Raw genomic sequence first — 19,415 nt, 5'->3', positions numbered from 1 at the left:
TATGAACCGTTCTTCGTTGTCAGTTTCAACCAGTTCGCTGAACATCTGGTGGATGCTACCGGGTCTTGGGCTGATTGGGCTTTTAACCGGTGCGGTTATTCGTAGCCTGGCTATCTCCGGCTGGGCCACAGGTCTGTCGATTTTGCCCGCGGTCGGCACGATGGCGTTCGTGGTTAGCCTGGTGTTGGTAAACTGGCAACGTCTTCATCGCTGGGCGGCCCACACGGTCTCGTTCCTGTTGGCGTGGGTCTGGATTGTGCAACAGGTCGGCCCCTTGCTCGATGAGCGCCTGACCAGTTGGCGCGATCAGGCTGCCGAGCTGGTGATTCGGATTATTGGCTGGGTCCGCGTGCTCGCCAGTGGTGGTCGTGGCGAAGATATTGTGCTGTTTGTTGTTGCACTTGCCTTTCTTTCGTGGTGGCTGGTCTACGCAACAGTGTGGGCAGTCTTTCGCCAACGCCGTCCCTGGCTGCCTGTCATCGCGAACGGTACGGTATTTCTGGTTAACTATACCTATGTCCTGCCTAAACCGGATACAGAAGCACTGGTGTTGATTGCCTGTGCTTTGTTGCTGCTGGTGTATCACCACGTGATGCAGCGTCGAGCTGCCTGGGAAGCTCAACAGATCAATTATCCAGACCTGTTGCCCCTCCGCGCAATGTGGGCAGCAACAGTTGTGGGGGTAGTGCTCATCCTGCTAACGGCTTTTCTTCCCTCAACCATTACCAGCGAACGTGCAGCGCAGACATGGGAGACGCTACGCATCCCGTTTCGCATGGCTCGTGCCGCGTGGGAAGATGCCTTTAGCACCATTAATGCCCCACCCGGTGCCGGGAGCATCTCGTTTACTGCCCGCACGGCGCCGCTCGGTGGGGCGCGATCACCGGGTCTCGATCTAGTGATGACGGTACGCTCATCACGCCTTGAATACTGGCGAGCCGTTGCGTTTGATCGCTACGACGGTTCGGGCTGGGTTAATACGACGGGGGAATTGGCTCGTTCGGCCCTGGGTGTCGCTACTGCCGAACAGGCGCGGACGCCACTGGCTGCCGGTGAAACGCTGCCGGTGACTGATCGGCGAGCGCGGCGATTGATTACTCAAACGATCACGCTGGCCCAAGAGCGGAATGATGATCTGCTGTCTTTTGGTGGAACACCGGTGCAATTCAGCTTGCCGGCTCAGGTTGAGCACCTGGTTGGCCGTGACGAGAATGGCGGTATCACGCCGATTTACGATGATGTATCACTGGTCACCTCGCTGACGCCACTCAGTGCAGAAACGACCTATACCGTGACGGCGTTGGTTTCGGTTGCTGATGTGCAGAGCCTGCGGAATGCCGGCACCGATTACCCGCAGTGGGTTCGGGAACGCTACCTGCAATTACCGCCTGACTTGCCGGCACGCGTGCGGGCTGAAGCAGCGCGGGTGATTGCCGCAGCTAATGCCGAAACACCCTACGATCAGGCGATTGCGATTCAGGATTACCTACGCCGCCTGACCTACAGCGAGGACATCCCTCCTCCACCCAGCAATGTTGATCTGGTCGACTGGTTCCTCTTCGAGCAGCGAGCCGGCTATTGCGACTACTTTGCCTCGGCGATGGTGGTGATGCTGCGTTCGGTTGGGGTTCCGGCGCGGTGGGTGCGTGGCTACGCCAGTGGTGATTATGACCCAGAACAGGGTATCTACCTGGTACGCGAGAACGTTGCGCATAGCTGGCCCGAAGTCTACTTCCCCGGTATTGGCTGGGAACGGTTTGAGCCAACAGCGGCGAGTTATACCTCGCTTCCAGAGCGGCCTTTGCAATCAGCATTCGGTGAGGAAGAAGAGGGAGTTGCCGGCAGCTTCGGCGGCACCGTGCCCGACCCAGGTCGCTTCGAGGAGCTTGAGGACGATCTCACTGCCAGCGGTGTGAATAGTGGTGCTGCCAGCTCGACAGCAGCGAACAATCCCTCTGCGGCTGGCAGTAGCCTACTGACCGGCTGGTTCTCTGTGGTATTGGTTATACTGATGGGGATTGGCCTGATTATGCTCAGTGTCCGGTTGTGGCTTGCGCACGAATTGCGCGGTCTCCGCCTGTCTGCTGCGGCCTATGCAGAGATGGGCTGGCTGGCCAATATTGCCGGTCTGCCTCAACACCCCGCAGAGACGCCGGCGGAATATGCACAACGTCTGGCACACCTGTTTCCTGAACACGCAACGACCATTCACGGTATCGCAACCGCCTACATTGCCGAGCGTTATCGCCGTGGTGCGGTGACCCGCGTGCCAACCGAAGACCGTCGTCAGGCATTGCGACGGGCACTGACTCGTTACGCCATCCAAACCGCCTTCCAACGCCTCTGGCTGCCACTACGCCGGGGAGATCGCGTAGGGGCGGGTTCCAAACCTGCCCGGTAGGGGCGGGTTCTCAACCCGCCCAGGGTTCTAAACCCACCGTGGGGTCTAAACCCGCCCAGGGTTCTCAGCCCGCCCCTGACCGGCTGGTTTTCGGTGGTACTGGTTATACTGATGGGGATTGGCCTGATTATGCTCAGCGTCCGGTTGTGGCTTGCGCGCGAATTGCGCGGTCTCCGCCTGTTTGCTGCGGCCTATGCAGAGATGGGCTGGCTGGCCAATATTGCCGGTCTGCCTCAACACCCCGCAGAGACGCCGGCGGAATATGCACAACGTCTGGCACATCTGTTTCCAGAACACGCAACGACCATTTACGGTATTGCAACTGCCTGCGTTGCCGAGCGTTACCGCCGTGGTGCGGTGACCCGTGTGCCAACCGAAGACCGTCGTCAGGCATTGCGACGGACATTGACCCGTTACGCCATCCAAACCGCGTTCCAACGCCTCTGGCTGCCGCTACGCCGGGGAGATCGCGTAGGGGCGGGTTCTCAACCCGCCCCTACGGCACCTGTCTATCTGTAACATACAGGTGATCCCCATCATCGTTACGTTAGATTGGTGATCTTGCTCGTTTATCATGCGCACGTCGCAGTTTTTGGAGTGCGGCAGCATGGCTGCCGCACCAGCCGTGCTCACGATCCGGCGCATGTCATGCCATTCAACCATGCCATTCAACGCTTACCAAGCTCACCCTGCTGCCAGCGAATATTGCCGCGGAGAAGTAAATTCGATGAGCGGAGTTTATACGCGAGATCGGCAGCCATATTGCGCATCACCAGATACCCGATCCGCGGGTTGCGTTCGCATAACGCGGCAAAATCGCGTTCACGAATGACCAGTAATACGCATGGATCAACACAGACCACCGTTGCGGAGCGAGTAGCACCACCGAGGAGCACCATCTCACCAAAGCTCTGGCCGCTGTAGAGCAGATTGATGGTTGAAGGCGTGAATGTTCCGTCAGGGCCACGAGTGTTGATCACAATGCGCACACAACCCTCGTGAATGACGAACAGCTCGTCACCCTCATCACCTTCGTTAAATACGTGCTGGCCGCCGGCAAGCCGTCTCACCTTGCAGATAGTGGCAATCTGCAACAACTCTTCATCACTCAGACCGCTCAACAGCTCGACCCGTCGCAGATTCTCGACGACACTTTTGTTCATAACCCCCCCTTGTGCGTCGGCTGGTCATTTAGTCGTGCGACGATGCCTCTAACGAGCTGGTGCGCACTTTTGAACTGCGTACCAGTGGTGTTACCGGCTCGTGCATCAGCCAGTGGTAACAAATTGCGGCAATAGGAGCGGCCAGCCAGTAGTTGAAGAGACGGAAAATAATCGCAGCCGGCACTGCTGCCGGGCCTACTCCCATCTGGCTCAGCACGGCTACCAGCGCAGCCTCAACCGTACCACCACCACCGGGCAAAACATTAAATGTAGACGTTACCAGTGCCACCCCGAACGCTGCCAGCACCACCGCAAAACTGACATCAGTCCCCAGAGCGTGCAACACGATCAACATCGCCAGGCTATGACCGCTGAGGGCAGTTAACTGTATCAAAACCAGCATCATAACATCACGGCGACGATGAATGAGCAGGCTACGCCCACGGGCCAAATCGGCAACAATGCGATCAATCCAGGCACTACTCCACTGCTTACCGATGAGGCGGCCAACCCGAGATTGCAGACCACCGAGCCATTGGCGTAGCGTCTGCTCACTACGGCTCAGGACAAAGATCGCAATACCGATCACTGAAAGACCCACCAGACCGGCGATATAGCTGGCACCGGTCGCTTCAAGGCCACGCCAGGCAAAATAGCCGAGGCTAAACGAGAAGACCAGCAGCATGGCAACCACATAACTCAGCGTCTCCAGGGAAGCCAGTAATGCCGATTCGCCGGCACGAATGCCACGGCGATTGAAGTAGCTCATAAGAAACGCATAGCTACCAACGCCGCCGGCAGGTACCGACTGACTGATGATAATCGCAGTGAGAGCAGTTGCCCAAAGACGGAGAAGACCTATGCGGTAGCCAAGTGAATGGAGCACGAGATTAAAGACCTGTGCGCTCATCAGATAACTGATGGCTATCAACACCAGCGCCACCAGGAGCCAGCCATGTTTGGCTTCATTCAAAAGGCTGAACGCTTCTACTATCCATTCACGGTTAAGGATCGCCAGAGTAGCGATACCGATGCTAATCAGGGCACTGGTAATCAGTTTCCACCGTTTGACTCCCATATGTGTCCTTTCACGCCGCGGAGTCTCTGTTTCGATGCTGACAGGAGTAACAGCACTATGCGGAGAACGCTTTTGTTTCTGCACAATCGCTCTTCCCCGTTTTATTGTGCGGCGTTTCTCTCTACCAGACAATGGTAAAGATCCCTTCTTTACCAGTCGGCTCTTCCCAGTGAACTTCGACCCGTTCGACTTGCGCCTGACTGGGGCCACTGTAGCACCAACTGATGAGTTTTTGAACGGCTGGTCGTGTTCCTTCAAAGACTGCCTCCACGCGACCATCGCTCAGGTTCCGTACCCACCCTTTGACTTGCGCTTCCCGCGCCCGGTCGCGTGTGTACGCCCGGAAACTCACCCCTTGTACGCGACCGGAAATAAAGACATGAGCACGAACAAGATCCACAAGCCACCTGTCTATAACTATACGATACGCTTTTTACCGGCTATTGCTGAGTATATCGCACTCGCAGCCGCTACGCAACTGAACCTGGGTAAAAAGTTTGTCAGAGTGGGGTGTCTACAGGACACCATGACCGGTTTTGCCCGGGTTTCGTGCGTATCGCACAGTTCGCGCAACTGTTTATCTGACGTTGTCGGAGAGGATGCAGGTTGCAGCTTCCTGTACCGATAGGTGCATGCGTACACCACGTGCTGCCGCAGCCTGGTTGAAGGCACTGACCAGGCCATTAGCCCACGTGTCGGCAGCATCACCGATACGAGCGCTGGTGTGAGCAACCGCGATTGCCGGAACACCAGCGGTATCGAGTAGCTCCAGGCCGGCAATACCGGCCTGATCTTTGCCAATGCCGGCATCGTTGAAGACAACACCTCTCAGCGACACCGCGAGCGCGTAACGGGCCGAGCTGATACCACCGTGCGAGCCGCTCACCACGAATGCCCCCTGATCGTGTTCGTTGAGGTATGAGATGGAGTCCATTAATACGACCAGGGCATTCTGGAAAGGAATAACGGTTTTGTGGGCCATAGCGTCTGGTACAAAAAAAGCCGGGATAACTCCCAGCTTTTCATTCGTGTGGGGTGCCTGATGGGATTCGAACCCACAACTTCCTGATCCACAGTCAGGCGCTCTGCCGTTGAGCTACAGGCACCGTACAACGATTATGAATATAGCATAACCGGCCCTTCTCGTCAAATAGATGAGCATTACTGGAGCACACTAAACACCACAATCCCGTATTGCCACTGGGCGCGCAGACGCAGGCCGGCAGCGGTGAAGTAGTGGTTCAGTTCAGCAAGCGAAGGAAACTGAAGCCCACCACTTGCCAGGAGCTGCTGAATCCCCTGGCCAATCGGTGTGGATGCTGCAACCAGGCTCATCATTACACCGCGTCCTTGCGGACTCAAGAGCCGTCGCCATTCTGATAGTGCTGCCGGAATATCGCCGATTTCATTCAAGCTGCCCCCCATAACCAGCGCATCGACGGTTCCATCGGCAAAGGGCATGGCCTGGGCACTGGCACGAATAAAGCTGATCGACAGCCCCTCGTGGCGAGCACGCCGTTGTGCTTCCTGGAGCATTGCCATACTCAGATCAATGCCAACCACAAAACCACCGGCGCCACGCTGACGGCGGACATGTTCCAATGCACGTGCGTATAGACCATTGCTACAACCAACGTCAACCATCAGCCCTCCCCGCTCGGCACCCGCCAGACCGGTAATCAGTTTGAGTTCGCGGGTAAGGGGAAATTGCTCACCGCTGAGTAAGCTGAGCGCGAATGGTCGCCAGGTGCGTTCGTAAGCCCATGCGGCAACCGGCACCTCGTTGACCACCTGCGCAGCACTGGTTGGCCGGTGTTGACCGATCATGTCGAGAATACCGTCTTTGATCAGGTATGTCGTGGCGCATACCGGACAGCGTAGCCGTCCAGACACAATCGCACCGTTGACTACACGTTCAACCTGTTCTACTGTCAACGTCACTGTTGGGTGGCGTGGACAGCTAAGCAAAGGTAAGAGTCGAGGGTCCATAACTTCATCGTACCATAACTAGCCAACCGCTGGACGGCAGCATTCATCTGGATAGACTTCCTGAGTTTCGTATGCTAGAAGTTATCTCATTCATTATTGACAGACGACATGATCGTGACGAGAACACTCAGCATCCCCGTGACTGGTCGGGTACACAGCGTGACACGCGCCGGATCGTGAGTACGGCTGCTGCGGCAGCATGGCTGCCGCACTCCAAACGATGCGACACGCGCATGACGAGCGGGCAAGGCAACCAATCCAACGAGTGATTGCCCTGGCGATGGTATGGTTATTAGCGCTCCTCGTTTCCATACCGGCAGCCTGGGAACAGGAGATACTGTCGTTGGTAATGGGCGAGCGTTCAGGAGTCTGTGCGACAGGCTGGTAGCACGACAGCACAGCTTTTATGACATAAGCTCTACGCGCTACGTCGTATGGTGCCGGGGACGAACTGATGGGTAGGCGTAAGCGTGTCTTTGCCTACCTGTAGCCTTGAACGTTGTTCATGCCAGTTCACCGGCTTTCAGACTATCCCTAGAGCATGGCCGTGCAATAGGACGCTTGCAGGCCACGGCTCCGCCTCGTCGCGGTCGGTCAGGCATCGCCTGACCGACCGGTACGTTCATGATGTGTGTGAAGATGAACGAGATGCCTGCCCGGTGTAGCGACGGGCAACCTCAATCAGATGTTCGTAGTCAATCGGTTTGGCTAGAAACTCGACACATCCCGCGCGCTTTGCCCGTTCAATATCGTTGCGGGTGACATGACCACTCACGGCGACAATCGGGATTGAGTGTAATTCTGGATCACGCCTGACGTATTCAGTTGCCGTCCAGCCATCAAGACCGGGCATCGATAAATCCATCAAGATAAGACCTGGACGCCGCGTGCGGGCGATCTGAAGTGCAGAATGGGCATCAGCAACCAGCTCAACGGTAAAGCCACTGAATTGCAACATCTGTCCAATAATATGGCGATTATCGAAATTATCGTCTACAACGAGAATATAGCTCATGCGGGTTCTCCTATCAGGTGTGGTTGCGATGGTAACGATGTGGAGTCTGCCGCAGCAAGAGGTGCAGTGGGCAGCCAAACGGTGAAGGTTGAGCCAACACCAAAGTCGCTCTCTACGTCAATTGTGCCACCAAGGGCCAGCACGATCTGCTTACTGAGCGCCAGACCGAGACCGGTGCCTTCATAACGGCGGGTGACCGACTCGTCGATCTGGCTAAACGGTTTGAAGAGTTTGTCCTGCTTATCACGGGGGATGCCAATCCCCGTATCGATAACGTCGAAGCGAATGCCGTCGATCCCGTGGCGCTGCTCTCGCACAACATTAAGCCGAATTGTTCCCCGTTCGGTAAACTTAGCTGCATTACCGAGGAGATTGATCAAAACCTGACGCAAGCGGCGGTCATCGGTCTCGATAGAGCCAATGTCCGCCGGGTAACAGGTGATCACCTGATTGTGGTTGCGTTGCGCCAGGGGCAGCGTCATTGTTGCCACATCTTCGACCAGTGGTGCGATTGCAACCTGGCGGTACTCCAGTTCGAGTGCTCCCTGTTCAATACGGGCAAAATCGAGTACGTCGCTGATCAAGGTGAGTAAATGACGGCCAGACGAGAGAATGCGCTCCAGATAGTCAGCGTGCGGTTCACTCACGGCATTACTCAGATGCAGCAACTGCGCGTATCCGAGAATGGCATTGAGCGGAGTACGTAGTTCATGGCTCATTGTCGCCAAAAAGGCGCTCTTGGCCTGACTGGCGGCCTCTGCGGCAGCGCGCGCCCGTTCTGCTTCAGCTTCGGCCTGTTTGCCACGCACAATCTCTTCCATCAACTGCGCCTGACGCGAGAGACTCTCTTGCAGTGCGCGGTTGCGTTCTTCCAGTTCGGCACGTTGTGCCCGCAGGCTGCTCAACATCTGATCGAATGCGCGGGCCAGATCGCCAATCTCATCACGAGTCCGCTCATTGATGGAACCGACAAAGTCACCGGCGGCTACGCGATTAGAAGCATGGGCCAGTCGTCGCAACCGACGTGCAATGCGGGCAGACAGGAACAAGCCAATCGCCGCCGAGATGATAATCGCAACCGCTGTATCGAACAAGATGAAGGTACGCGCAGTCGCATAACTGCTGGCGACAACATCGAGTGATGCCCGTGCCTGTTGCTGATTCTCTTGCACCAGAAGGTTCATTTCCCGATCAAGCGTGGCGTAAACGGGGTTCATGCGTGAATAGAAAGGCTGCACACTGCCATCGCTCACCAGGCGTACAGCCGGAATGAAGCGTTCGTGATTGGCGCGCACCACCTCGTGCCAGGCTGCTTCAACAGCATTTAATTGACGACGTTCGCTCTCGGAGTCAACTAGGGCACGGTACGCCTGCACGTAGCCGGCCATTTCGGTTTCAATCACACGCATCTGATCAAGGATGCGGGCACGGTCGCCGTTGTTGGTATAAATCAGAAATTCGAGCTGGCGAGCACGATAGCGATTGATCGCTGCTGTCATATCGCCAACCGTGTCGAGCGATGGGATTGTGTGACGTTCAATGAAGACGGCACGTTCATTCATGACGGCCATCTGATGCATGGCAAAGACGCCAAGGATCATCATCAACAGGAGGTCGATGGCCAGTGCTCCCAACAACTTTACGCGAATCGGAAAGCGCATCGCTAGCGATCCTCTAGTTGCAACAGTTGCTCGATTGATAGACCGACCTGCGACCCGCCGGAAAAGACGGAACCGGTGATCCGTCGCTCCACCCGCTGTAAGGCAAGCTGATAGACAGTTTCCGGTAGGGGAACGTACAGGGCTTGCTCAGCAAACATGGCACCATTTTGTACGTAGAATCTGACAAATGCTGCAATCTCTGGTCGATTTAGACTGTCGGCGCGCACATAGATAAAGATTGGGCGCGAGAGCGGTTGATAGCTTCCATCAACAATTGTTTTAACTGTTGGCGCAACACAGCCCTGACCATTATCGATGGCGACCGCACGTAATTGATCGGCATATTCAGCGTAATAGGCATAGCCAAAAAAGCCCAAACCCAGCCGGTCGGCGGCAACATCCTGGGCCAGGAGATAATCGTCTTCGCTGGCAGTATAGTCGCTTCTACTCACTCCCTCTGCGCCAACAATTGCCGAGGTGAAGTAGTCATAGGTTCCGGAGTCAACACCGGCACCGTAGAGATGCAAAGGCTCAGCGGGCCATTCGGCGCGAATCTGATTCCAGCGCGTGATCCGGTTGGTTGCCTCTGGCGCCCACATCAGATTCAGCTCAGCGACGGTCAGACAGTCGACCCAGGTGTTTTGCGGATGCACAACCACCGACAGGCCATCGAACGCGACCGGTAATTCGATAAAGGTGATACCAGACGCCGCGCAGGCGTCGATTTCTTTCTGCTTGATGGGCCGCGAAGCGTTCGAGATGTCGGTCTCACCGGCGCAAAAGCGGGTAAATCCACCCCCTGTACCGCTCACTCCCAGGCGGATTGTAACATCAGGAGCCAGGTCGCCGAATGCAACTGCTACCCGTTCAGTGATTGGAAAGACGGTACTCGATCCGTCGATCTTGATTTCGCCGGCAAGCCGGGCGAGATCGGTATCCGGCAAGCGAAGCGCCGCTGTGGGCGAGAGCAGCGGCGCTTCGGAGGTTGGAGAAGGGGTAGCTTCTGGCTGTGCGGTAGGTGATAAACCTGTACCGCAGGCAACAAGCAGGAGCGTGATCAAACTGAAGTAGATGATACGCAATAATCGCATACGTGGCTGTGTTTATGCTTTAATGCCGTCATTCTGTTGTACCGCACAACCTGTCTTATTATAGCGTTCTGACGCTATGTCGTTGGTTAAGGAAATATTAAGAGTAGCTGAAGTTCTGGCACGCAGGCTTTACGCTAATATCACCACGCACAGTATATTGACAATCTTCAATATACTGCTATACTACCTGTGTCGAAGATTTCGGGGAGGTAGTATGAATGCACAGCCTACAGATCAGGAAACACCAGCCGTGCAGGTGATGTCTTGCTGTGCACCGGCGATCACGGTCACGCTCAGCGATGCTGAGGCTGCGCAGCTTGCCGATGCATTGTCGTTGCTTGCGCATCCGATCCGTCTGCGCTTGCTGGCCATTCTGGCCCGCAATGCCGGTCACGTCTGCGTTTGTGATCTTGAAGCGGCCCTTCCTGTCAAGCAGCCAACCGTTTCGCACCACCTGCGATTGCTGCGCGATGGTGGTCTGATCGAGGGCGAGCGGCGCGGGCAGTGGATTTATTACGCGATTCGCCAGGATGCACTGGCAACAGTGCGGTTGTTGATCGATCAGTTTTTTGCCTCTCTTACGCCGGATAAGGCTTGATCTGGATGGGGTGATGGAGAGGCGTTTTTTTGTGGTTTGTATATCGATGATCTTCGATATAATAGCTGAAAGGAAGACACGTCATGACTCTCCCAATCGCGATTATCGGTGCCGGTCCGGTTGGTCTGGCTGCGGCTGCCCATCTCGCTGAACGTGGTGCATCGTTTATCGTTCTGGAAGCCGGTGACCAGGCTGGTGCTTCTGTCTCACGCTGGGGGCACGTGCAGATGTTTACGCCATGGCGCTATTGCGTCGACGCCGCAGCCAATCGTCTGCTCTCTGCTGCCGGCTGGCAGATGCCGTCGGCTGATACATTTCCGACCGGTTCCGAACTGGTTGCGCACTATCTGATGCCGCTGGCTGATCTGCCGGCGATTGCACCGCATATTCGCTATCGCCGGCGGGTCGTGGCTGTTGCCCGTCGTGGCCATGACCGGCAGCGCGGTCGTGATCGCCAGCGTGTGCCCTTTCAGTTGACAATCGTTGACGATAACGGGCAAGAGTCGTTGTTGCTGGCACGGGCCGTGATCGATGCTTCGGGTACCTATCTCTCGCCCAATCCATTAGGTGCAGCCGGGGTACCGGCGCCTGGTGAACGCGACGCCGCCGACAATATCTTTTACGGTATTCCCGATGTGCTTGGTCGGGATCGGGCGCGCTACGCAAACCGGCGAGTGCTGGTAGCCGGGAGTGGGCATTCGGCGTTCAATACCCTGCTCGATCTGGTCAGGCTCGGGAAGACCGCCCCAGATACCCAGGTGACCTGGGTGGTGCGGCGTGATGCGACTACGCTCGAACGGATTTTTGGTGGTGGTGAGGCCGATGCGCTGGCGGAACGGGGGCGACTGGGCCAGCAGGTACGGGCACTGGTCGATTCGGGGCGGGTGAGTCTGGTCACGGGCTGGCACACCGATCAGGTTCAGCGTACTGCCGATGGGTTGATTGTGCGTGATGGCGAACGTACTCTGCCGCCAGTCGATGAGATTGTGGTTTGTACCGGGTTTCGACCCGACCTGGCACCAGTGCGTGAATTGCGGCTGGCGCTCGATCCGATTGTTGAGGCTCCGGTCGCGCTGGCCCCATTGATCGATCCCAACCTGCACAGTTGTGGGACGGTACCACCGCACGGGGTGACAGAATTACAGCATCCAGAACCGGACTTTTTCGTGGTCGGGATGAAGAGCTACGGGCGGGCGCCAACCTTCTTGCTGCTGACCGGCTACGAACAGGTGCGTTCGGTGACTGCGGCGCTGTGTGGTGATTGGCAAGCTGCGCAGCGACTTGAGTTGACGTTACCGGAAACAGGGGTTTGTAGCGGGCCAGATGCTGATGGCAGTGTGTGCTGTTCGCCAGTGCCAAATACGTTTTCCGCCACGATTGAATTGCAGCCAACATCACGCTCATGCTGTTAAAACGTTTACACTCCGGTCGTATCTACTACGGCTGGATCATGCTCTTGACCGTTTCGATCACGGAGGTTATTTCGTGGGGCATTTTGTACTATGCCTACAGCGTCTTTATCTTGCCGATGAGCCGTGATTTAGCGGTTGATCAACTGGTCGTCGCTACCGGTTATGCGGTGGCGCTGCTGACCAATGGTCTGGCAGCGCCACTGGTGGGCTGGTGGCTCGACCGGGCCGGTAGTCGGTGGTTGATGACGGCTGGTTCAAGTCTGGGATGTGGTCTGCTGGTCGTGTGGTCACAAATCACGACGCCAGGGCAGCTCTACCTGGTGATGGCTGGGATTGGTTTGGCGAGTGCTGCTGTGCTCTACGAGCCGGCCTTTGCGATTGTCGCAACCTGGTTTCGCCGCGAACGGGGTCGGGCCTTGCAGATTTTGACCTTTTTCGGGGCGTGGGCCAGTTTCGTCTTCATCCCGCTTTCCGGCTGGCTGGTCGATTGGCTGGGCTGGCGTTCGGCCCTGATCGTCCTGGCGCTGATACTCTCTCTGACAATACCACCGCACGCGCTGATACTGCGCCGCCGTCCGGCGGATCTTGGGCTGGAACCTGATGGTGTATCTCAAAACCCCCATCTCAATCATCCACCTGAACCTTCATTACAATGGCGAGCGGTGGTTGCCAGGTCGCGCTTCTGGCTGATCAGCCTTGCGTTTGCGATCAGCAGCTTTGCGACGGTCGCTATGACCGTTCATCTCATTCCGTACCTGATCAGTCGCGGTGAACAGCTTACCTTCGCCTCGGCAATGGCCGGCCTGCACGGTTTGATGTCGCTCCTCGGTCGGCTGTTGATCGGCCCTCTCGGCGAACGCTGGCCGCGCTGGCTGGTGACCGGCGGTCTGTTTGGGTTGCAGATGATTGGCCTGGCGATTCTGACGCTCTCAACCCACCCTATCGCTGTGCTGGTCTATGTGGCGCTGTTTGGAGCGGGGGCCGGTACCCAAACGATCATGCGGGCAGCGCTGATTGCCGAACAGTACGGGGTGGCAAACTACGGTGTGATCAGCGGGCTGCAAAATGCGCTGCTGACCGTGGCCCGCACGGTGGCGCCGGTGGGTGCAGGGGTGCTGGTGGGATGGATCGGGTATGATGGGATGGCGTGGTGTCTGATCGGGTTGCTGGGGCTGGGGGTGCTGGCGCTGGTGGGGAGCGGAAACGTAACCTGAGCGGTGACAAGTGCATCTTTATAGTCAAAGGTGTTTTCTGTTCAGCAACCCGGAGGATTTGAATGGGGCGACGGGTGGTCGTGATCGGTGGTGGGGCGGCAGGCATGAGTGCAGCGGCCAAAGCCCGCCGCACCGATCCAACGCTTGAAATTGTGGTGTATGAGCGGTCGGGATTTGTGAGCTACGGTGCCTGTGGCTTTCCGTATGCCATTAAGGGCGAGATTGCGCGGGTTGAAGACCTGATCGTGCGCACGCCAGAGCAATTCGCCAGGCAAGGCATTCAAGCCCTGGTGCGACACGAAGTGCTGGAGATTGATCCAGACCGGCAGACGGTGCGTGTGCGGGATTTGCGCAGCGAACGCGAGTTTGTTGACCATTGGGACGACCTGGTGGTGACGACAGGTGGGCAACCTGGTCGTCCGCCTTTACCGGGGATTGATCTGGCGGGTGTCTTTGCGCTGCGTCAGGTTGAGGATGCGCTGGCGATCAAGGAATGGTTGAACGAACAACGACCGCGTAGCGGCGTGATTATCGGGGGTGGGTATATCGGGTTAGAGATGGCTGAAGCGCTGGCCGCGCATGGCATATCGCTCACCCTGATCGAACGGTTGCCCCAGGTGCTACCGGCTATGGATGCCGATCTGGCGAGCCAGATCGAGGCAGAGCTGATCCGACAGGGGGTGGATCTGCGTTTGAACCAGACGGTGCAGGGGCTTGTCGGCGATGAACGGGTACGTGCGGTTATCGCTGAAGGGCAGACTATCCCGGCAGAGATTGTGATTCTCGCCGTTGGGGTCAAACCAGGTGTTGCGCTTGCCCAGGCTGCCGGGATCGGGTTGGGGCCGACCGGAGCGATTGCCGTCGATGATCATCAGCGGACCAACCTTCCGCAGGTGTGGGCAGCGGGTGATGTGGCTGAAGCGTGGCATCGGGTGATTCAGAAACCGGTATGGATGCCGCTCGGTACTACGGCCAACAAGCAGGGGCGTGTGGCCGGTGAGAATCTGGCGGGTGGCGATGCCCGGTTTGGTGGTATTGTCGGTACGGTAGCGGTCAAGGTCTTTGCGCTAGAGGCCGCAATGAGCGGGCTGTCACTGGCACGGGCGCAGGCCGAGGGGTTTGCCGCCGAGGCGGTGCAGGCCACAGCTGGCTCACGGGCACACTATATGCCGGGCCATCAGCCGATTACCGTTTCGCTGGTATTTGATCGGAATACACGCCGTTTGCTAGGCGGTCAGATGGTTGGTCGCGAAGGTGTGGCGAAGCGGATTGACACGATTGCGGCTGCGCTGCAAGCCGGCTGGACGATTGATGATCTGGCTGAGCTTGATCTGAGCTATGCGCCGCCATTTGCGCCGGTTTGGGATCCGATCCTGGTGGCGGCTAATCTGGCACGGAAGTAATCCGGCGGTGGCGGGGATGGCTGCGCGCGGGCTGGAAACCCGCCATTACTGACCGACCCCATGATCGTGACAGGCAAACACGGCATCCCTCAAACCAACAGGGTCAACGGCCTGACAAACGCCGAATCTTGAGCACGGCTGGCGCGGCAGTATGGCTGCCGCACGCCAAACGCCGCGCCACGCGCATAACAAGCGATCAAGGCAACCAGATTCAATACTAACCGAGTCTATGCTTGTGTCAACGGTGGGCTACGCGCTGGATCGTGAGCATGGCTGCCGCACGCCAAACGCCGCGCCACGCGCATAACAAGCGATCAAGGCAACCAGACTCAATACTGACCGACTCCGTGCTTGGGTCAACGGTGTGCCACGCACCGGATCGTGTGTACGGCTGGCGCGGCAGCATGGCTGCCGCACGCCAAACGCCGCGCCACGCGCATGATGAGTGGGTAAGGCACCCAATCCAGTGCGTGATGGTCATACTCTGCGCTGCCATACCGGCAGGCTGGGAGGTTCTAGCCTGTCAATAAAATATGGGCACGTCGCGACGTGCCCCAACGTACCCGCAAACCCTCAAATTTGATCGAGGTAATCCTTCAGCAGCTTGCCCAACCGTGGATGGCGCAACTTGCGCAGCGCCTTGACTTCAATCTGCCGTACCCGCTCGCGGGTAACGCCAAACGCTTTACCGACCTCTTCGAGCGTGCGCGGCTGACCATCAACCAGGCCGTAACGCAACTCAAGCACCCGTCGCTCACGTTCGCTGAGCTGATCGAGAGCAGCCGTAATCTGCTGGCGCAGCATGCCGCTGGCAGCAGCATCATCGGCATCGAGCGCGTGCGGATCGGGAATGAAGTCGGCCAGCGTACTGTCGGCCTCTTCGCCGACCGGTGTAGCCAGCGATACCGGGTCTTGGGCAGTACGGCGCAGCTCGCGCAGCTTCTCTTCGCTCATCCCAAGATGGTTCGCCAGCTCAGTATCGGTTGGTTCACGACCGAGCGATTGGGTGAGTTGCCGACGGGCCGACTGAATCCGGTTAAGGGTTTCGCCAAGATGCACCGGGAGTCGTACCAGGCGTGACTGATCGGCGAGGGCCCGGGAAAGTGCCTGCTTGATCCACCATGTGGCGTATGTACTGAACTTGTAGCCTTTGGTGTAATCAAATTTTTCGATGGCACGCAGTAATCCGAGGCTGCCTTCTTGAATGAGATCGAGGAGGGGCAGGCCACGGTCACGGTAGCGTTTGGCAATACTAACCACGAGGCGCAGATTAGCGGCTGCCATTTGCTGTCGCGCCTCTTCACCCTTCGCCTTCAATTGTTTCAAGCGGGCTGCTTCCGGGCTATCGGGTGGCAGCGTCGCCAGCTTGCGCTCGGCCTCCTGGCCCTGCTCGATCAACTGCGCGAGTCGCTTCTCTTGTTCTGCGGTGAGCAGGGGAACCTGACCAATTTCGCGCAGATAGAGGCGGACGCTATCGCTGAGCAATGCGTCTGACAACTCGTCATCGAGATCGAGGTCCATTGTGGCAGGTGATGACGGCTCATCGTCCAGAGCTGTTTCATCACCTTCCTGAACCGGAACACCGGCCTCGGCTAATGCGGCATAGATGGAGTCGATCAATTCAATCGACTCATCAGGGTTGGGAACCAGCCGCTGAATATCCTCAAATGTAACGAAGCCTTGTTGCCGTCCCTGCGCGATCAGTGCCTGCAAATCTGCGGGATTAATAGCAGGAGCGGCGCGGTCGGTCTCGGGCTGGCTCTGCGTCATACTACTTCCTCGTCTGAGACCTCACAGGCAATAGCAAGCTATCGTTCGTTCCTCCATTGTAGCACAAGCTGCTATCCGCGCAGGCCAAGAACGGAATGGGCGATAACTCCACGCAAGATTTCCGACGTTCCTTCGCCAATGGTCAACAGGCGGGTATCACGGTAGAGACGTTCCACCGGATACTCCTGGCTGTAGCCATAACCACCAAAGACTTGAATGGCATCGCGACAGATACGCTCTGACGCTTCCGAGGCAAAGAGTTTGGCAATCGCTGCCTCGCGGGTATAGGGGCGACCGGCATCTTTCAGGCGGGCCGCGCCGTAGACCAGCGCACGTGCTGCGGCCAGATCAACCGCCATATTGGCAATCATATTCGCAACCGACTGATGAGCGCCAATCGGTTTGCCAAACGCCGTTCGTTCGCGGGCATAGGCTACCGCAGCCTCGTAGGCGGCCTGAGCCAGGCCGATCGCCATCGCCCCGATCCCAATCCGACCACCGTCGAGAACCTGTAAAAACTGGATGAATCCGCGTCCGCGCTCACCGAGCAGATTTTCCCGGGGAACACGCACATCGTCAAGCATCACCGCAGTACTTACCGAACCACGTAACCCCATCTTCGGTTCGTGCTTGCCGAAGCTTAGCCCTGGGGTGCCACGGGGAACGATAAACGCCGAGATACCCTTCTTACCCAGATCGGGGTCGGTCACGGCGGTCACGATGATGTGGCCGGCGATGGGGGCATTCGTGATCCACATCTTCTGGCCGTTGATCACCCACTCGTCGCCGACCAGGCGGGCAGTGGTGCGTGTGGCACCGGCGTCTGAACCGGCGTGCGGTTCGGTCAGACCGAACGCTGCCAGATACTCACCTTTGGCAGCCGGTACGAGAAAGCGCCGTTTCTGTTCTTCAGTGCCGAACATCGCAATTGGGGCACTACCCAGACCGAGATGGGCAGCGTAGGCAAGCGCCGTGCTGCCACAGCAGCGAGCAACTTCCTCGATGGCGATAGCGGTGCTGACACTATCGGCACCGGCACCGCCGTACTCTTCGGGAAAAGGCAGCCCCATCAGGCCGAGCTGGGCCATTTTGGCGAAGGTTTCGCTTGGAAATGCACTATGCTCATCGACATATCGCGCTTTCGGCGCGATCTCTTTTTCGGCGAATTCACGCACCGTTTGCCGAATAAACTGCTGTTCTGGGGTTAATTCAACGTCCATGTTGAAATCCTCTCTAGTATGCTGGCCTAGCTATGCGCTGCCTGGCTTTGCACATCCGCCTCAAATGCCATCGCCGGCACACCTTCCATCGTCTCCACCATCAAATTATCAACCACTGCCTTGAGATCATTGGTTTCGGCGAAGACACGCAACTGTCGATCAGCACTGGTGCCGTTTTCGACGATCTTGAGCAGATATTCTACCTCACGTCGCGACCCCAGCATGTCAACCACATCGTCGACCAGTTCGACGATTTCGTGCACCAGCGCCTTTGCCTCAACCTCTTTTCGTTTGCCGAAATCGATCAGCTTCCCGTCTAACCCCCAACGCTGAGCGCGCCACTTGTTCTCGTTGATCAGGGCGCGGCGATAGACGCGGAAGGTCGTGTTCTCTTCAAACATGGTATAGAACTTCACGATCAGGGCCTGCATGGTTGCGGCAAGGGCCAGACACTCTTCGACTTTCGTGGCAATGTCGCAGACGCGGAATTCGAGTGTGCCAAAGAAGGGGTGCGGGCGGAGATCCCACCAGATCTTCTTGCCGTTATCGATACAGCCGGTATTGACCAGCAATTGAACGTACCGTTCAAACTCGCTGGCTGAGTGGAAGGTTGGCGGAATCCCGGTGCGCGGGAAGGTGCTGAAGATAACACTGCGGTAGGACTTAAAGCCGGTATTGCGTCCCATCCAGAACGGTGAAGAGGTGCTCAGGGCCAGTAAGTGCGGGCAGATGTAGCGGGCCACATTCATCAGCTCAATTGCAACCTCGTTATTTGGCATCCCGATGTGGCAGTGCATACCGAAGATCAGCAGTTGTAACGCTGCGTCTTGCATCTCGCCCACGACCATATGGTAGCGTTCATCGGGCGTGATCTCTTGCTGCATCCACGAGGAGAAGGGATGGGTACCGGCAGCGACAATCCGCAAGTTATGACGTGCTGCCAGGCCGGCAATCGCACTCCGCAGACGAACAATTTCCGCTCTTGCCTCACTGATCGTGCGGCAGGGACGTGTGCCTACCTCAACGATGCTCTGGTGCATCTCTGGCTTGATCTGCTCGCGTAGAATGGTACGGCCCGGCTCAAGAATTTGCGTAATGTAACTGCGTAACTCGCGTGTTTCGGGATCAACAATCTGGTACTCCTCTTCGATCCCAAGCGTAAACGCAAAATCGGCATCATTGGGATTATAGACGCTCACCGCGCACTCCTCACTGGTTATGAGACTGACCTCCGGTACTTTGTATTATATCGCGTCTTTGCGATATATGGGGTGACTGCGTGAGGGGCTGGCAGGCTCTAGGCTGGAACAGGTATAGGGTTGTGCAGCCATTCTGAGCGGTGGATTGTGATCAGGCGAGGTATGCGGGCGGCCTGAGTCGCAGTCTTGCCGGGTATGGTA

Annotated in this window: 18 protein-coding genes and 1 tRNA gene; 7 read left to right on the top strand and 12 right to left on the bottom strand. The window is 57.3% G+C overall.

The features are described from left to right. Position 1: 1 nt before the first annotated feature. Together CAUR_RS18885 and CAUR_RS18880 are read left to right on the top strand one after the other, a co-directional pair. The gene (locus tag CAUR_RS18885; RefSeq protein WP_012259434.1) at positions 2–2,401 is read left to right on the top strand and encodes a transglutaminase TgpA family protein; all 2,400 of its coding nucleotides are present in this window, start codon (positions 2–4) and stop codon (positions 2,399–2,401) included. 93 nt (positions 2,402–2,494) lie between these two features. Beyond that, positions 2,495–2,920 carry a DUF4129 domain-containing protein gene (locus CAUR_RS18880; RefSeq protein ID WP_242604980.1) on the top strand — a complete coding sequence of 142 codons (426 nt, stop codon included), beginning with the start codon at positions 2,495–2,497 and terminating at the stop codon, positions 2,918–2,920. 149 nt (positions 2,921–3,069) lie between these two features. Here the strand turns inward: CAUR_RS18880 and CAUR_RS18875 are convergent, their stop codons facing one another. The 6 genes from CAUR_RS18875 to CAUR_RS18850 form a co-directional block, all read right to left on the bottom strand. After that, positions 3,070–3,564, bottom strand: a complete 495-nt coding sequence (locus tag CAUR_RS18875; RefSeq protein ID WP_012259432.1) for a Crp/Fnr family transcriptional regulator — start codon at positions 3,562–3,564, stop codon at positions 3,070–3,072. Between the two features lie 28 nt (positions 3,565–3,592). Then, positions 3,593–4,642: a lysylphosphatidylglycerol synthase transmembrane domain-containing protein gene (locus CAUR_RS18870; protein WP_012259431.1), complete on the bottom strand. Its 1,050-nt coding sequence runs from the start codon at positions 4,640–4,642 to the stop codon at positions 3,593–3,595. Between the two features lie 121 nt (positions 4,643–4,763). Further along, entirely contained in the window at positions 4,764–5,042 is a 279-nt protein-coding gene (locus tag CAUR_RS18865) for an acylphosphatase (protein ID WP_012259430.1), read from the bottom strand. 177 nt (positions 5,043–5,219) lie between these two features. After that, complete coding sequence (locus CAUR_RS18860) at positions 5,220–5,624, bottom strand: hypothetical protein (protein WP_012259429.1); 405 nt, start codon at positions 5,622–5,624, stop codon at positions 5,220–5,222. Positions 5,625–5,673: 49 nt separating this feature from the next. Continuing rightward, positions 5,674–5,748: transfer RNA gene (locus CAUR_RS18855), tRNA-His, on the bottom strand. Positions 5,749–5,803: 55 nt separating this feature from the next. Next, positions 5,804–6,631 (bottom strand): methyltransferase domain-containing protein, encoded by an 828-nt coding sequence (locus CAUR_RS18850; RefSeq protein WP_012259428.1) that lies wholly within the window; start codon positions 6,629–6,631, stop codon positions 5,804–5,806. 199 nt (positions 6,632–6,830) lie between these two features. Between CAUR_RS18850 and CAUR_RS18845 the strand changes: the two genes are divergently transcribed. Then, positions 6,831–7,019: a hypothetical protein gene (locus CAUR_RS18845; protein ID WP_083772601.1), complete on the top strand. Its 189-nt coding sequence runs from the start codon at positions 6,831–6,833 to the stop codon at positions 7,017–7,019. Positions 7,020–7,253: 234 nt separating this feature from the next. Here the strand turns inward: CAUR_RS18845 and CAUR_RS18840 are convergent, their stop codons facing one another. The 3 genes from CAUR_RS18840 to CAUR_RS18830 are packed head-to-tail and all read right to left on the bottom strand — an operon-like array spanning position 7,254 to position 10,398. Then, a complete protein-coding gene (locus CAUR_RS18840) occupies positions 7,254–7,646 on the bottom strand; it encodes a response regulator (protein ID WP_012259427.1) in 393 nt (130 codons plus the stop codon). Continuing rightward, positions 7,643–9,307 (bottom strand): sensor histidine kinase, encoded by a 1,665-nt coding sequence (locus CAUR_RS18835; RefSeq protein WP_012259426.1) that lies wholly within the window; start codon positions 9,305–9,307, stop codon positions 7,643–7,645. The genes CAUR_RS18840 and CAUR_RS18835 overlap by 4 nt, the downstream gene beginning before the upstream one ends. 2 nt (positions 9,308–9,309) lie before the next feature. Beyond that, entirely contained in the window at positions 9,310–10,398 is a 1,089-nt protein-coding gene (locus tag CAUR_RS18830; protein WP_012259425.1) for a PstS family phosphate ABC transporter substrate-binding protein, read from the bottom strand. Between the two features lie 214 nt (positions 10,399–10,612). On the opposite strand from CAUR_RS18830, the gene CAUR_RS18825 reads away from it, so the two are divergent. The 4 genes from CAUR_RS18825 to CAUR_RS18810 all read left to right on the top strand — a co-directional run bounded on the left by CAUR_RS18825 (position 10,613) and on the right by CAUR_RS18810 (position 15,025). After that, positions 10,613–10,996 carry an ArsR/SmtB family transcription factor gene (locus CAUR_RS18825; protein ID WP_012259424.1) on the top strand — a complete coding sequence of 128 codons (384 nt, stop codon included), beginning with the start codon at positions 10,613–10,615 and terminating at the stop codon, positions 10,994–10,996. Between the two features lie 83 nt (positions 10,997–11,079). After that, positions 11,080–12,408 (top strand): FAD-dependent oxidoreductase, encoded by a 1,329-nt coding sequence (locus tag CAUR_RS18820; RefSeq protein ID WP_012259423.1) that lies wholly within the window; start codon positions 11,080–11,082, stop codon positions 12,406–12,408. Then, positions 12,399–13,622 (top strand): MFS transporter, encoded by a 1,224-nt coding sequence (locus CAUR_RS18815; RefSeq protein WP_012259422.1) that lies wholly within the window; start codon positions 12,399–12,401, stop codon positions 13,620–13,622. The genes CAUR_RS18820 and CAUR_RS18815 overlap by 10 nt, the downstream gene beginning before the upstream one ends. 62 nt (positions 13,623–13,684) lie before the next feature. Continuing rightward, positions 13,685–15,025: an FAD-dependent oxidoreductase gene (locus CAUR_RS18810; RefSeq protein WP_012259421.1), complete on the top strand. Its 1,341-nt coding sequence runs from the start codon at positions 13,685–13,687 to the stop codon at positions 15,023–15,025. A 573-nt stretch (positions 15,026–15,598) separates the two neighbouring features. On the opposite strand, the gene rpoD is transcribed toward CAUR_RS18810, so the two are convergent. The 3 genes from rpoD to CAUR_RS18795 form a co-directional block, all read right to left on the bottom strand. Continuing rightward, the gene (gene rpoD, locus CAUR_RS18805; RefSeq protein ID WP_012259420.1) at positions 15,599–16,795 is read right to left on the bottom strand and encodes an RNA polymerase sigma factor RpoD; all 1,197 of its coding nucleotides are present in this window, start codon (positions 16,793–16,795) and stop codon (positions 15,599–15,601) included. 71 nt (positions 16,796–16,866) lie between these two features. Next, the gene (locus CAUR_RS18800) at positions 16,867–18,015 is read right to left on the bottom strand and encodes an acyl-CoA dehydrogenase (protein WP_012259419.1); all 1,149 of its coding nucleotides are present in this window, start codon (positions 18,013–18,015) and stop codon (positions 16,867–16,869) included. Between the two features lie 26 nt (positions 18,016–18,041). Continuing rightward, positions 18,042–19,214 carry a carboxylate-amine ligase gene (locus tag CAUR_RS18795; RefSeq protein WP_012259418.1) on the bottom strand — a complete coding sequence of 391 codons (1,173 nt, stop codon included), beginning with the start codon at positions 19,212–19,214 and terminating at the stop codon, positions 18,042–18,044. Positions 19,215–19,415: the final 201 nt, after the last annotated feature.

The sequence above is a fragment of the Chloroflexus aurantiacus J-10-fl genome, from assembly GCF_000018865.1.
Classification (GTDB): domain Bacteria; phylum Chloroflexota; class Chloroflexia; order Chloroflexales; family Chloroflexaceae; genus Chloroflexus; species Chloroflexus aurantiacus.
The sequence above is the reverse complement of the archived record's forward strand: the minus strand, read 5'-3'. Positions and strand labels throughout refer to the sequence as shown.